This is a genomic window from Sphingomonas sp. LR60, assembly GCF_036855935.1.
GTDB lineage: Bacteria > Pseudomonadota > Alphaproteobacteria > Sphingomonadales > Sphingomonadaceae > Sphingomonas.
Genome location: NZ_JASPFK010000001.1, coordinates 1414303 through 1428384, shown reverse-complemented (window position 1 = coordinate 1428384; position 14082 = coordinate 1414303). Strand labels below are relative to the sequence as shown.

Genomic DNA, 14082 nt, shown 5'->3' with positions numbered 1-14082 from the left:
CTCCCCCGCCCTATCTGCGCCACCATGAACCCCAACGGCATCATCTGGTCGGCGGCGATCTGGATCATCCCGCTCGTCATCGCGATCGTCTTTCACGAGGTCGCGCATGGCCTCGCCGCGCGCGCGCTCGGCGATCCGACCGCGCAGGAGCAGCGGCGATTGTCGCTCAACCCGCTGCGCCACGTCGATCCGATCGGAACGGTCGCGCTGCCGTTGCTGCTCGCGATCGCCAAGGCGCCGGTGTTCGGCTGGGCGAAGCCTGTGCCCGTCGACTCGAACCGCCTGCCACACCCCCGTCGTGACATGATGCTGGTCGCGCTCGCCGGTCCGGGATCGAACCTCGTGCTCGCGCTGATCGGTGCAGTGCTGCTCGGCCTGTTCACGCGCGACATCTACGGGGTCGCAGCGGGCAGCATCAGCGCGTTCGTGGCGGCCAACCTGCTCAACTTCGTCATCATCAACGTCTTTCTCGCCATCTTCAACCTGATCCCGCTGCCACCGTTCGACGGCGGGCATGTCGTCGCCGGGCTGCTTCCCGAGCGGCTGGCACAGCGCTGGGACCGGCTGGCGCGCTTCGGCTTCCCATTGCTGATCGTGCTGCTGCTGGTCCTGCCAATGCTGATGCCGGGGGCGAACATCGTCCAGCGGCTGGTCGCGCCACCGGCGCAGGCGCTTGCCGAATGGTATCTCGCGCTCGCAGGGGCGATCGGACGGTGACGTTGCACGGATGGCTGATCCTAGACAAGCCGCTGGAACTCGGCTCGACGCAGGGTGTCTCGGCGGCGAAACGTGCGCTGCGCACCGGCGGTTATGCTAAGGCCAAGGTTGGACATGGCGGCACGCTCGACCCTTTGGCGACCGGGGTGCTGCCGATCGCGATCGGTGAGGCGACCAAGCTGGCCGGGCGGTTGCTCGACAGCGACAAGATCTATGATTTCACGATCCGTTTCGGCGAGCAGACCGACACGCTCGACGCAGAAGGCAAGGTGATCGCCACCAGCGACGTGCGCCCGACCGCGGCAGCGTTGACGGCGATCCTGCCGCGCTTCACCGGCCCGATCGCGCAGATGCCCCCCGCTTACTCCGCGCTGAAGGTCGGCGGGCAGCGCGCCTATGATCTCGCGCGCGCTGGCGAGGAGGTGGTGCTGGCGACGCGCGACGTGACGATCCACGCGCTCACGTTGGCGACCGCACCGGGCGACGCGCCGCTCGAGGCCGTCACGCTGACCGCGCATGTCTCGAAGGGCACCTATATCCGCAGCCTCGCGCGCGACATCGCACTGGCGCTAGGCACCGTCGGCCATGTCACCTATCTGCGCCGTACCAAGGCCGGGCCGTTCTCCCTCGATCAGGCGATTACGCTGGACAAATTGGACGAAGTCGCTAAGGCGCGCAGCCTTGAACACTCTCTCCTGCCATTGAGCGCAGGGCTGGACGACATCCCGGCTCTCGCACTCACGCCCGACCAGGCAGGGGCGCTCCGTCAGGGGCGTGTGCTGGCCGGGATCGCCGCCGACGACGGTCAGGCCTTTGCCATGCTGGGGGAATTGCCCGTCGCACTGGTCGAGGTGGAGCATGGCTCCGTCCGCGTCGTCCGTGGCTTCAACTTGTAGAAGATGTCGTAGGAACACATATGTCGATTACCGCAGAACGCCGCCAGGAAGTCATCACCGACAACGCCCGCGCCGAAGGCGATACCGGTTCGCCCGAGGTCCAGGTTGCGATCCTGACGGAGCGGATCAAGAACCTGACCGAGCACTTCAAGGGCCACGCCAAGGACAACCATTCCCGCCGCGGCCTGCTGATGATGGTCAACAAGCGGCGCTCGCTGCTCGACTATCTCCGCAAGAAGGACGGTGATCGTTATCTGGCGCTCATCGCGAAGCTCGGACTCCGCAAGTAACATGAAGGGGCGGCCCGCAAGGTCGCCCCTTTTGTCATTCCTCTTTGTCATCCCGGCGTAAGCCGGGTCCAGCATGAAGGGGCGCCAGACGGCACCCCTCCCCGGCCCGCTGGAGCCGGGACGGAAGAGACGGCAATACGGCCACATCTTCCCGGGCCACTACCGGCCCGTACGCAGGCCCCCGCGCATCGGGTGCGGGGAGTGAAGGAAATCATATGTTCGATACCAAGAAGGTGGAAATCCAGTGGGGCGGCAAGACGCTGACCCTGGAGACGGGCAAGGTCGCCCGCCAGGCCGACGGCGCGGTGATCGCGACGCTCGGCGAAACGGTGGTGCTGTGCGCCGTGACCGCCGCCAAGAACGTGAAGGAAGGGCAGGATTTCTTCCCGCTCACCGTTCACTATCAGGAGAAGTTCTCCGCCAGCGGCCGCATCCCCGGCGGCTTCTTCAAGCGCGAGCGTGGCGCGACCGAGCGTGAGACGCTGGTCAGCCGCCTGATCGATCGCCCGATCCGCCCGTTGTTCCCGGAAGGGTTCTACAACGAGATCAACTGCATCGCGCAGGTGATGTCGTATGACGGCGAGAACGAGCCCGATCTGCTGGCGATGATCGCCGCCTCGGCAGCGATGACGCTGTCGGGCGTGCCGTTCATGGGCCCGATCGGCGCGGCGCGCGTCGGCTATCAGGACGGCGAATATATCCTGAACCCGTCGGACGCGCAGGTCGTCGAGGGCGAGCTGGACCTGATGGTCGCCGCAACGCACGACGCGGTGATGATGGTCGAGTCGGAGGCCAAGGAGCTGTCCGAGGACGTGATGCTGGGCGCGGTGATGTTCGCGCACAAGGCGTCGCAGGACATCATCAACGCGATCATCGATCTGGCCGAGCAGGCGGCGAAGGAGCCGTGGGAGCTGAAGGTCCAGGCCGACAGCGCTGCCGTCAAGACCAAGCTCAAGAAGCTGATCGGCAAGGATCTGGAGGCGGCTTACAAGCTGACCGACAAGCAGCAGCGCCAGACCGCGATCAACGCCGCGCGCACCAAGGCGCGCGACGGCATGGCCGACCTGAAGGACAGCGATCCGCAAGCCTATCTCGCCAGCCTGAAGCTGGTGAAGAAGCTGGAGGCGGATATCGTCCGCACCGCGATCCTGAAGACCGGCCGCCGCATCGACGGGCGCGACACCAAGACGGTCCGTCCGATCGAGGCGGAAGTCCACTTCCTGCCGCGCTCGCACGGTTCGGCGCTGTTCACGCGTGGCGAGACGCAGACGATCGCGACCACAACGCTGGGTACCCGCGACGCGGAGCAGATGATCGACGGTCTGAACGGCCTGTCGTACCAGCATTTCATGCTGCACTATAACTTCCCGCCCTATTCGGTCGGTGAAGTGGGCCGCTTCGGCGCGCCGGGCCGTCGCGAAGTCGGTCACGGCAAGCTGGCGTGGCGGGCGCTGCACCCGGTGCTGCCGACGAAGGAAGAGTTCCCCTACACGATCCGCGTCACCAGCGACATCACGGAGAGCAACGGCTCGTCGTCGATGGCGACGGTCTGCGGCGGTTCGCTGGCGATGATGGACGCGGGCGTGCCGCTGAAGCGCCCGGTCTCGGGCATCGCGATGGGGCTGATCCTCGAGGGCAAGGACTTCGCCGTCCTGTCGGACATCCTTGGCGACGAGGATCACCTCGGCGACATGGACTTCAAGGTGGCCGGCACCAGCGAGGGCATCACCGCGCTGCAGATGGACATCAAGATCTCCGGCATCACCGAGGAGATCATGAAGGTCGCGCTGGCACAGGCGCATGAAGGCCGCGCGCACATCCTGGCCGAAATGGCCAAGGCGCTCGACTCGACGCGTACCGAGCTGTCGGCACACGCACCGCGCATCGAGACCTTCTCGATCGACAAGTCGAAGATCCGTGAAGTGATCGGCACCGGCGGCAAGGTGATCCGCGAGATCGTCGCCACCACCGGCGCGAAGGTCGACATCGACGACGAGGGCGTCATCAAGGTGTCGTCGTCGGACTCGTCGCAGATCGAGGCCGCGATCAACTGGATCAAGGGCCTGGTCGAAGAGGCCGAGGTCGGCAAGATCTACAACGGCAAGGTCGTCAACATCGTCGACTTCGGCGCGTTCGTGAACTTCATGGGCGGCAAGGACGGTCTCGTCCACGTCAGCGAAATGAAGAACGAGCGTGTCGAGAAGCCGGGCGACGTCGTGACCGAGGGCCAGGAGGTCAAGGTCAAGGTCCTCGAGATCGATCCGCGCGGCAAGGTCCGCCTGTCGATGCGCGTCGTCGATCAGGAAACCGGCGCCGAGCTGGAAGACACCCGCCCGGCGCGCGAGCCGCGCGGCGACCGTGACGGCGGTGGCCGTGGTGGCGATCGTGGCCCGCGTCGTGACGGCGGTAGCCGTGACGGTGGTGGCCGCGGCGGCGATCGTGGCGGCGACCGTGGTCCGCGTCGCGAAGGCCGCGGCCCGCGTCGCGAGCGCAGCGAAGGCGGCAAGGAAGAGGGCGATGCGCCCGCTTTCGCCCCGGCCTTCCTGACGGGCGACCGCGACTAAGCGTTTCGCTTTGCGTGCAGCAAGCGAATGGCCCCGGCAGCGATGCCGGGGCCATTTTCGTTTGAGTGCTCGTCGCTTCGGACTTCTAGGCCGTCACCCCGGCGAAGGCCGGGGCCCAGTTTGGGGACGCTGGTGAGGCGCGTCGCGCTTCGTTCCACTGCCCCTCCCAACTGGGGCCCCGGCCTTCGCCGGTGTGACGACATGATATCGCGCCAGCCGTATGGCCCAATCAAAGAAGGCCCGTCTTCGGATCAAATTCAGGTCGAAGAGGTAGAACAACCCCGTCTTTGCGAGCGTAGCGAAGCAATCCAGGGTCGGACCAGGACGCGCTGGATTGCTTCGCCACGCTCGTAATGACGCCCCCTACTCCACCACCCGCTCGAACGGCGCCGCCGGCAGATCCGCGCCATCGAACAAATTCGTGAACGGCGCATCGCTCCACGCATAGCGCACCTTCGTCACCCCGCCGGCATTCGCGCCCGGCAACACCACCGTATCGCCGCGCGCCTCCGCCGGCACGTAGCGGCACGCATCGCCCGCGCACGCCTCGAACCCGATCGCCTGCCCCGCGCTATACGTGTGCAGCCCATCGGTGACGTTGCGATAGCGCACCACCAGATCGCTGCCGCTCCGCGACACGCCCGCCACTTCGGGTCCACTGCGCAGCCCCGGCTGACCGTAAGCGATCACGCGCGCAAGCCGCGCCAGCCGCTCGCCGACCACGGTCTTCTGCGTCGGGTGAATGTCGAACCGATCACCGACGTCCAGCGTCACCGCCAGCCCGGCGTGCGCATCCTGCGCGACCGCCTGCGCCTGCGCCTCGCGCAGTTCCGCCCAGCCTGATTGCAGCGGGGCGGTGGACGGCTTGCCATAGGAAGTGAGCTGGACGACGAAGAACGGCAATTCCGGCGCCGCGAAGGTCCGCCGCCAGTCCGCCATCAACAGCGTCATCAATTCGCGATAGGTCGACGCCTCACCCGCATTCGACTCGCCCTGATACCAGGCGGCAAGCTTCAGCCCGTAGCCGGCGAACGGCGCGATCATGCCGTTGTGGAGCGTCGCGAGGCTGTTCGGCACATCCCACGGCGCGGGCGCGATCTTCTCGCCGGTCAGCGCCCGGCCCTGATAATAGCGCCACGGCCCGGCGAACGGCACCAACGTCCCGTCGGCCAGTTCCAGCCCGCGCGGCGCAGCACCGGTCAGCCCGCCACCATTCGCGCCGCCCAGCACGCGCATCGCGACGACATTGCGGCCGACCTTCCACGTACCGGCCGGCGCGTCATAATGGCGCCACGCCCAATTGACGCTACCGCCGCCGACATAACGGCCGTTGACCCAGGTTTCCTCATATTGGTCGATCGGCCCGAGACGCAGCGTCTTGGCCGCCGCGACCTGTTCGGCGGTCAGGTCGATCGTGCCACGCAGCCACATCACCCCCTCGAACGCCGCGAGCGCGGGCACGCCCGCCTGCTTCCACGCCGAAGTGGGGATGGTCGCCCATTTGCCATCGTCGAAGTCGGGACGCCGAAATGCCGCCTGTCGCGCAGCGGCGGGATCATGCGCCTTCCACCACGCCTCACGCCGTGCGCCGTCCTGCGCCAGCGCCTTCGCCGGATCACGCCCGTAGAGATCGACCGCCGCGATCCCGTCCTTCAGCCGTGGAAGGGTCGCGAGCGACGCAGGGCTGATCCAGCTCTCGATCCGCGTGCCGCCCCATTCGGAATTGATGAAGCCGATCGGCACCTTCTCGCTCTGTCGCAGCGAGCGCGCCATGTAGTAACAGACCGCCGAGGCGTCGCCGACCGTCTCCGGCCCGACGCGCTGCCATTTGGCGGGCGCTTCGAGATCGCCGAGCGCCCGCGCGCGACTGGTGTCGGGGATCGTGGCGTAGCGCAGGTCGGGATCGGCAGGCGTCTGCAACGCGCCCCAAGCATTGGTCGACTGCTTGACCATGAACTCCATGTTCGACTGGCCACCGCAGAGGAAGACATCACCGACCATGATGTCGCTCAGCGTCTGTCCGCCATCGACCGTCAGCGTGTACGGGCCGCCCGCGGCTTGCGCCGGCAGCGTCGCGCGCCACCGCCCTTGCGCGTCGGCGGTCGCGCCGGTGCTCTGCTGGCCGAGCCGCACCGTCACGGCGGTGTTCGGCTTACCCTGCCCCCAGATTGCGATCGGCCGGTCACGTTGCAGCACGGCATGATCCGCAAAGATATGCGCGAAGCGCGGCGTCGCGTCCTGCGCCACCGCCGGCGCGGCGAGCGCCATAGCCGATCCCGCCATCAACATGCGCCACATCGCCATCATCCCCTCCATTGCTTTGTTAGCGCTCGCGTATCGCACCCGGCGGGGACTCGCCAAGCGTCAATCGCGATAGGAGCGATCGATGCGGTCGAGCTTGCGCAACAATGCCGGCCACGCCAGCCCGCGCGCCAGCATCCCCACCCCGGCGGGTGGCGATTGCCGCGCGACCTTGTCCTCGACACCCTGCGGCGGCGTGTGCAGGCCATCCATGCCGGCGGCGAGCATCAGCACCTGCGCCTCGCACGCGCGTTCGAGGAAATACAGCCGCAGGAAGCATGACGCGACCGAGTCGCCGACGGTCAGCGTGCCATGGTTGCGAAGGATCATCGCATGGCGCGACCCGAGGTCCGCGACCAGCCGCTCGCGCTCCTCCAGGTCGGTCGCGATGCCCTCATATTCATGATAGGCGACGTCGTGCGACGCGATCATCGCGGTTTGCGTATGCGGCAACAGCCCGCACGCCATCGCCGACACCGCCTGCCCGTGTGGCGTGTGAAGGTGCATCACCGCCTGCGCATCGTCGCGCGCCATGTGGATCGCGGAGTGGATCGTGAACCCGGCCGGGTTTACCGGATGGGCGCTCGCGCCGACCGGCTGACCTTCGACATCGATCTTGACCAGCGAGGAGGCGGTGATCTCCTCGAACATCATGTCATAGGGATTGATGAGAAAATGATGCTCCGGCCCCGGCACGCGCGCCGACAGATGCGTGAAGATCAGGTCGTCCCAACCATAGAGCGCCACCAGCCGATAGGCAGCAGCGAGATCGACCCGTGCCTCCCATTCGCCGGGTGCCATCGCCGTGGATTCCACCATCGCCGCCGTTGCCATGCGCTTCCTCTCCATGCTTTTGACATGGATGTTAATACAGGTGCTGGCCGCCCGCCAGCGGCGCATGTATCCTTGTGTTGCAGCCGGATATAACGTGGATCGGTTGCGTTTCATGAACGGGAGCGGCTTTCCTGCCCGTTCCCGCAGCAGGACCGACATGACCGACACCAACGGATTCAGCCTTACGCGGCGCGGCGCGCTCGTCAGCGGAGTCGCCGCCGCTTCCACCACCGCGCTGCCGCTCGATGCGCAGCCGCTGCCCGCGGAGCCGCCCGCCGCGACCTTGCCGGTGTCCTTCACCGTCAACGGCAAGAAGCGCGCGCTAGACCTCGACCCGCGCGTCACCTTGCTCGACGCGCTGCGCGAGCATCTGTACCTCACCGGCAGCAAGAAGGGCTGCGACCACGGCCAGTGCGGCGCGTGCACGGTGATGGTGGAGGGCAAGCGCATCAACTCGTGCCTGACGCTGGCCGTGATGCACGACGGCGACAGCATCACCACGATCGAAGGGCTCGGCAAGCCCGGCGACCTGCACCCGATGCAGGCCGCGTTCGTCAAGCACGACGGATACCAATGCGGTTATTGCACGCCCGGCCAGATCATGGCCGCGGTGGCGATGTTGCAGGAAGTGAAGGACGGTGTGCCGAGCTACGTCTCAGCCGATCTCACCGCCACCGGACGCATCGACGCGCACGAAGTCCGCGAGCGGATGAGCGGCAACATCTGCCGCTGCGCCGCTTATTCGAACATCGTCGCCGCGATCGCCGATGTCGCCGGTGCGGAGGACGTCGCATGAAGCCCTTCACCTACGAGCGCGCCACCTCCCCCGCCGCCGCCGCCGCGGCGGTCGCCGCGACGCCAGGCGCGAAGTTCGTCGCGGGCGGCACCAATCTGCTCGACCTGATGAAGCTGCAGGTCGAAGCACCGACGCATCTGGTCGACGTCAACCGGCTCGGGCTGGACACGATCGAGGCGACTCCCGATGGCGGCCTGCGCGTCGGCGCCCTGGTGCGCAATACCGCGCTCGCCGCCGATCCGCGCGTCCGCCGCGACTATGGCGTGCTCAGCCGCGCCTTGCTGTCGGGCGCGTCGGGGCAGTTGCGCAACAAGGCGACGACCGCGGGCAATCTGCTCCAGCGGACGCGCTGCCCATATTTCTACGACACCAATCAGGCGTGCAACAAGCGCAAGCCCGGCTCGGGCTGCGCCGCGCTCGGCGGCTACAGCCGCGCGCTGGCGGTGATCGGCACCAGTAAGGATTGCATCGCGACCCACCCCAGCGACATGGCGGTAGCGATGCGCACGCTCGACGCGATCGTCGAGACGGTTGACGGCGGCGGGCGTACCCGCACGATCCCGATCGCCGACTTCCATCGCCTGCCCGGCAGCACACCTTGGATCGAGACGGCGCTCACGCCGGGAGAGATGATTACGGCGGTCACGCTTCCCGCGCCGGTGCGCGGCACGCACATCTACCGCAAGGTCCGCGACCGCGCCTCCTATGCCTTCGCGACGATCTCGGTCGCCGCGATCCTGCCGGAAAGCGGCACGCCGCGCTTCGCCTTCGGTGGCCTCGCGCACAAGCCGTGGCGCGTCACCGCCGCCGAAGCGCGGCTGGATGGTGGCGCAAAGGCCATCGCCGCCGCCGCACTGGCCGGCGCCACGCCGACGCCGCAGAACGCCTATAAAATCCCGCTGGTCGAGCGCACGCTGGCCGCGGTGCTCGCCGAAGGACGCGCAGCATGAAGTTCGATACTCCCGCCGGCCGCAACCCGATCGACCAGCAAAAGGTCATCGGCCGGCCCACCGATCGCATCGACGGTCCGCTCAAGGTCACCGGCACCGCGCCTTATGCCTTCGAGCGCAACGACGTGGCGCCGAACCATGCTTATGGCGTGATCCTCGGCGCGGCGGTCGCCAAGGGGCGGATCACGCGGATCGACACGACGGACGCGCAGCGTGCGCCCGGCGTACTGTCGATCGTGACCTATGAGAATGCCGGCAAACTCGGGAAGGCCAAGGCGCATACTGCGACGATGCTCGCGGGTCCGGAGGTCGAGCATTACGACCAAGCGGTTGCGATCGTCGTGGCAGAGACGTTCGAGCAGGCGCGCGACGCCGCCAAGCGCGTCCGCGTCGACTATGAGCGCGTCAAGGGCAAGTATGAGCTGAAGGCCGCCAAGGACGGCGCGCCGATCGCCAAGGGCGACAAGATGAAGACCGCACGCGGCGACTTCGCGGGCGCCTTCGCAGGCGCGCCGGTCAAGCTCGATGCGACCTATACCACGCCCGACCAGAGCCACATGATGATGGAGCCGCACGCGACGATCGCGGCATGGAACGGCGACGAACTGACGTTGTGGACCAGCAACCAGATGATCGCCTGGGCCGTGCGCGACATGAGCGAAACGCTGCTGATCCCCAAGGAGAAGGTTCGCGTCGTCTCGCCCTATGTCGGCGGCGGGTTCGGCGGAAAATTGTGGGTGCGGTCGGACGCAGTAATGGCCTCGCTCGGCGCCAGGGCGGCGGGGCGACCGGTGAAGGTCGCGCTCGCCCGGCCGCAATTGATGAACAACACCACCCATCGTCCGGCGACGATCCAGCGCATCCGCATCGGCGCGGACAAGGCCGGCAAGATCACCGCGATCGCGCACCAGACGTGGTCGGGCGACCTGCCCGGCGGCGGACCGGAGACCGCGGCCAACCAGACGCAGCTCCTCTATGCCGGGGCGAACCGGCTGACCGAGACGCATCTCGCGGTGCTCGACCTGCCCGAAGCCAATGCGATGCGCGCGCCCGGCGAAGGCCCCGGCATGATGGCGCTGGAGGTCGCGATGGACGAGATGGCGGAGAAGCTCGGGATGGATCCCGTGCGCTTCCGCATCGTCAACGACACGATGGTCGACCCCGAGAAGCCCGAACGGAAGTTCTCCGATCGCAACCTCGTCCGATGCCTTGAGGAAGGGGCGGAGAAGTTCGGCTGGGATCGCCGCAACCCGAAGCCCGCACAGGTGCGTGACGGTGACTGGCTGGTCGGCATGGGCATGGCGGCGGCGTTCCGCAACAACATGAACATGAAGTCTGGCGCGCGGGTCGGCGTCGATCGCAAGGGCATGGTGACGGTCGCCACCGACATGACCGACATCGGCACCGGCAGCTATACGATCATCGCACAGACTGCTGCAGAGATGCTGGGCGTGCCGCTCGACAAGGTGGTAGTGCTGCTGGGCGACAGCCGCTTCCCGGTCTCGGCGGGGTCGGGCGGGCAATGGGGCGGCAACAGCTCGACCGCCGGCGTCTATGCCGCCTGCCTCGACCTGCGCCGCCGCATCGCGCAGAAACTCGGCTTCAACTCCGACGACGCAACCTTCGCCGACGGCAAGGTGTCGAGCGGCAACCGCTCGGTCGATCTCGCCAAGGCGGCGGGCGACGAGGGGATCAGCGGCGAAGACACGATGGAATATGGCACGCTGGAAAAGGACTACGCACAGGCGACCTTCGGCGCGCACTTCGTCGAGGCTGCGGTCAACGTCTACACCGGCGAAATCCGCGTGCGCCGGATGTCAGGCGTTTATGATGCCGGACGCATCCTCAATCCCAAATCGGCGCGCAGCCAGGTGATCGGCGGCATGACGATGGGGATCGGCGCGGCGTTGATGGAAGACGCAGTGGTCGACCCGCGCTTCGGCTATTTCGTGAACCACGATCTGGCCGAATATCACGTCCCTGTGCACCTCGACGTGCCGCATCAGGAGGTCGTGTTCCTCGACACGCTCGACGACAAGAGCTCGCCGATGAAGGCGAAGGGCGTCGGCGAACTGGGGCTATGCGGCGCGGCCGCGGCAGTGGCGAACGCAGTCTACAACGCCTGCGGTGTCCGCATCCGCGACTATCCGCTGACGCTCGACAAGGTGCTGGAGGGATTGCCGATGGCGTGAGGGCCACGTTCGTCATTCCCGCGAAGGCGGGAATCCAGAACCTCTGACCTCGCGCCTCTATCGACAGACCCGCGCGTCTGGATTCCCGCCTTCGCGGGAATGACGAAGTTGTGGACAGCCACTCCTTCCGTTCGTGCTGAGCCGCTCGAAGCACGCGCCGCCACACAGCGCCGCGAACACGTACTTCGACAAGCTCAGCGCGAACGGTCGTGAGTGTCCCTCAGCCCGTCACCTGACCTGCCGGAGATTGCCGGTGGCGTGATCGCGGAAGTGGGCTCGCATCTCTCCCCACCGTCATTCCCGCGAAGGCGGGAATCCAGAACCTCTGACGTTGCGCCTCTATCGACAGATCCGCGCGTCTTGATTCCCGCCTTCGCGGGAATGACGAGGTTGTGGAAAGCCACTCCTTCCGTTCGTGCTGAGCCTGTCGAAGCACGTGCCGGCAGCACAGCGCCTCGAGCGCGTACTTCGACAAGCTTAGCGCGAACGGTCGTGAGTGTCCCTCACTCGCTCAACTGCCCCGCCAACGCGCCGACATCCACCCCCAACGGCACGATCCGCCAGCACCCTGGCGCCCGGCTGTCGACGACCGTCACCGCCCCCTTCGGACAAATCCCGAGACACTTCACCTCAACCACCCCGACCGCCGCCTTGCGACCCTTGCCGAACCCCGGCTCCCCGCGCAGCGCCTTCGCCAGCGACGTCTTGCCCTTCGCACCGAACCCGCCGCCCAGCTTCTTCGAACATTTGCCGCACACCAGCACCGCGCCCGTCCAGCCGGCGCGCACCTGATCCTTCATGGCTCGGCGCGCGGCTTCCACGTCCGCGCCTCCTCAGCGACGCGCAGCACGTCATAGGCGGCCTGGATCGCCTGGAAGCGCGTCGCGGCGTCCTTGTCGCCGGGCCGCACGTCGGGATGGTTCGACTTCGCCAACCGTCGCCACGCCAGCCGCACATCGTCGAACGACGCATCGACCTCCAGCTCAAGCACCTCCAGCGCGCGCAGTTCGTCGCGCGAACGCGAGCCATCGCCCGAGCCGGCCCAGGCCTGATGCTTCGACTGCGAGAAACCGCCGGCATCGCGCCGCTCGTTCGCCTCGCGCTGCGCGGCCTCCTCGGCGGACAGGCCCTCGAAATAATTCCAGCCACGATTGTATTCGGCGGCATGCGCTTGGCAAAAATACCAGCGCTCCGGACTGTTCGGCGACTTGGGCGCGGGGCAGATCCCCGGTTCGTTACAGCCGTGGCGGTCGCACAGCCGCACGGTCGTCGCCTCGCGATTGGCGCCATAGCCGCGCCAGCGGGGAAAGCCCCAGTCGTTCGATCGGGTGGGAATACGTGCCATTCCTGCGGCACATAGGGGCGCGTCGTGCCCGCGCCAACCGATCGTACCTGCGAATTTGCCAGAGGGCCTGTAAGCCGGGTTCTGTCCACCCCGCGAACGGGGATAGGCGACCATTCCTCTCGGCGCGCCGTTGCCGACGCGCTCCAGCAACCAACCCGGGCAGCGGGTGGGAACACACCCCGGTGACGCAAGCGCCGCCATGCCGCCCCTATTCGGTCTTGCTCCCGGTGGGGTTTACCGTGCCACGACCGTTACCGGCCGCGCGGTGCGCTCTTACCGCACCCTTTCACCATGACCGGGCCGAGGCCCAGGCCGTCTACTCTCTGTTGCACTGTCCCTGACTGCGGACCGAAGCCCGAGCCGGCGGGCGTTACCCGCCACCGTTGTTCCGTGGAGCCCGGACTTTCCTCGGCACGCTTGCGCGCGACGCGGCCGCCCGGCCCTCTGGCGCGGACGCCGTAGCGTGCCAACGGGCATTAGGAAAGCACTACGACGGCGGATCAATCATCCCCCTGCGGCTTCGGCAGCAGCAACGCCAGCAGGATCATCCGGCATTCCGCGTCCATCTCGCCGTCGATCAACTCGGGACGGAAGCGTCGCTGGAACGCCATGATCGCCGCCATCCGGTCGCTCACGTCGTAACCGAACCGCTCCAGCGCGAGGCAGAATGCCGCCTCGCCCCACAGCGGATCGACAAGGTTCTTTGTCGGTCGCGGCAGCGCCAGCCGCAGTCGCGCGAGCCGATGCCAAGGAAACAGCTCGCCCGGATCGCGCTTGCGCAGCGGCGCGACGTCGGAATGGCCGACGATGTTGCCGCGCGTGATCTCGTACATATCCTTCAGATGCGCGACGAGCCGGATCACCGCATCGACCTGTGGCTCCGGGAAAGCGCGATAGCCATGATCGTGACCGGGGTTGACGATCTCGATGCCGATCGCGGCGGAATTGACGTCGGTCACGCCACGCCAATGCGCCGCACCCGCGTGCCACGCGCGCTTTTCGTCGGGCACCAGCCGCGTGATCGTGCCGTCCTCGTCGACGAAATAATGGCATGACACTTCGGCGGCCGGGTCGCAGAGCCGGTCGAGCGCCTCCTGCGCGGTCTTCATGCCGGTATAGTGCAGCACGATCATCGAGATCGGCAGCAACCGCTCGTTGGAGTTCGGCGACGGCACCTCGCGGCACCTCATGCGCCCG

The 14082-nt window shown here is 67.1% G+C and carries 12 protein-coding genes and 1 other RNA gene; 7 read left to right on the top strand and 6 right to left on the bottom strand.

Annotation, left to right across the window (positions count from 1 at the left end):
* The first annotated feature begins 24 nt into the window (after nt 1-24).
* From QP166_RS06500 to pnp, 4 genes are all read left to right on the top strand, one after another.
* Nucleotides 25-717: a site-2 protease family protein gene (locus QP166_RS06500; RefSeq protein ID WP_333915182.1), complete on the top strand. Its 693-nt coding sequence runs from the start codon at nt 25-27 to the stop codon at nt 715-717.
* The gene (truB, locus tag QP166_RS06495; RefSeq protein ID WP_443027191.1) at nt 681-1613 is read left to right on the top strand and encodes a tRNA pseudouridine(55) synthase TruB; all 933 of its coding nucleotides are present in this window, start codon (nt 681-683) and stop codon (nt 1611-1613) included. The genes QP166_RS06500 and truB overlap by 37 nt, the downstream gene beginning before the upstream one ends.
* A gap of 20 nt (nt 1614-1633) precedes the next feature.
* Nucleotides 1634-1903 carry a 30S ribosomal protein S15 gene (gene rpsO / locus QP166_RS06490; RefSeq protein WP_333915181.1) on the top strand — a complete coding sequence of 90 codons (270 nt, stop codon included), beginning with the start codon at nt 1634-1636 and terminating at the stop codon, nt 1901-1903.
* Between the two features lie 215 nt (nt 1904-2118).
* Nucleotides 2119-4467: a polyribonucleotide nucleotidyltransferase gene (gene pnp, locus QP166_RS06485; protein WP_333915180.1), complete on the top strand. Its 2349-nt coding sequence runs from the start codon at nt 2119-2121 to the stop codon at nt 4465-4467.
* Between the two features lie 363 nt (nt 4468-4830).
* Here the strand turns inward: pnp and QP166_RS06480 are convergent, their stop codons facing one another.
* A complete protein-coding gene (locus tag QP166_RS06480) occupies nt 4831-6771 on the bottom strand; it encodes a sialate O-acetylesterase (protein ID WP_333915179.1) in 1941 nt (646 codons plus the stop codon).
* 60 nt (nt 6772-6831) lie between these two features.
* A complete protein-coding gene (locus tag QP166_RS06475) occupies nt 6832-7602 on the bottom strand; it encodes a class II aldolase/adducin family protein (protein WP_333915178.1) in 771 nt (256 codons plus the stop codon).
* A gap of 157 nt (nt 7603-7759) precedes the next feature.
* Between QP166_RS06475 and paoA the strand changes: the two genes are divergently transcribed.
* The 3 genes from paoA to paoC are packed head-to-tail and all read left to right on the top strand — an operon-like array spanning nt 7760 to nt 11540.
* The gene (gene paoA / locus QP166_RS06470; protein ID WP_333915177.1) at nt 7760-8398 is read left to right on the top strand and encodes an aldehyde dehydrogenase iron-sulfur subunit PaoA; all 639 of its coding nucleotides are present in this window, start codon (nt 7760-7762) and stop codon (nt 8396-8398) included.
* Nucleotides 8395-9348, top strand: coding sequence for an FAD binding domain-containing protein (locus QP166_RS06465; RefSeq protein ID WP_333915176.1), 954 nt, complete (start codon nt 8395-8397; stop codon nt 9346-9348). The genes paoA and QP166_RS06465 overlap by 4 nt, the downstream gene beginning before the upstream one ends.
* Nucleotides 9345-11540 carry an aldehyde oxidoreductase molybdenum-binding subunit PaoC gene (paoC, locus tag QP166_RS06460; RefSeq protein ID WP_333915175.1) on the top strand — a complete coding sequence of 732 codons (2196 nt, stop codon included), beginning with the start codon at nt 9345-9347 and terminating at the stop codon, nt 11538-11540. The genes QP166_RS06465 and paoC overlap by 4 nt, the downstream gene beginning before the upstream one ends.
* Before the next feature lie 503 nt (nt 11541-12043).
* On the opposite strand, the gene QP166_RS06455 is transcribed toward paoC, so the two are convergent.
* The 4 genes from QP166_RS06455 to QP166_RS06440 all read right to left on the bottom strand — a co-directional run bounded on the left by QP166_RS06455 (nt 12044) and on the right by QP166_RS06440 (nt 14075).
* A complete protein-coding gene (locus tag QP166_RS06455) occupies nt 12044-12340 on the bottom strand; it encodes a (2Fe-2S) ferredoxin domain-containing protein (RefSeq protein WP_333917273.1) in 297 nt (98 codons plus the stop codon).
* Nucleotides 12337-12885, bottom strand: coding sequence for a J domain-containing protein (locus QP166_RS06450; RefSeq protein WP_333915174.1), 549 nt, complete (start codon nt 12883-12885; stop codon nt 12337-12339). Before QP166_RS06450 ends, QP166_RS06455 begins: the two co-directional genes overlap by 4 nt.
* Nucleotides 12886-12939: 54 nt before the next feature.
* An RNA gene (gene rnpB, locus QP166_RS06445) (RNase P RNA component class A) lies at nt 12940-13333 on the bottom strand.
* A 52-nt stretch (nt 13334-13385) separates the two neighbouring features.
* Nucleotides 13386-14075, bottom strand: coding sequence for an N-acetylmuramoyl-L-alanine amidase (locus QP166_RS06440; protein WP_333915173.1), 690 nt, complete (start codon nt 14073-14075; stop codon nt 13386-13388).
* Nucleotides 14076-14082 lie beyond the last annotated feature (7 nt).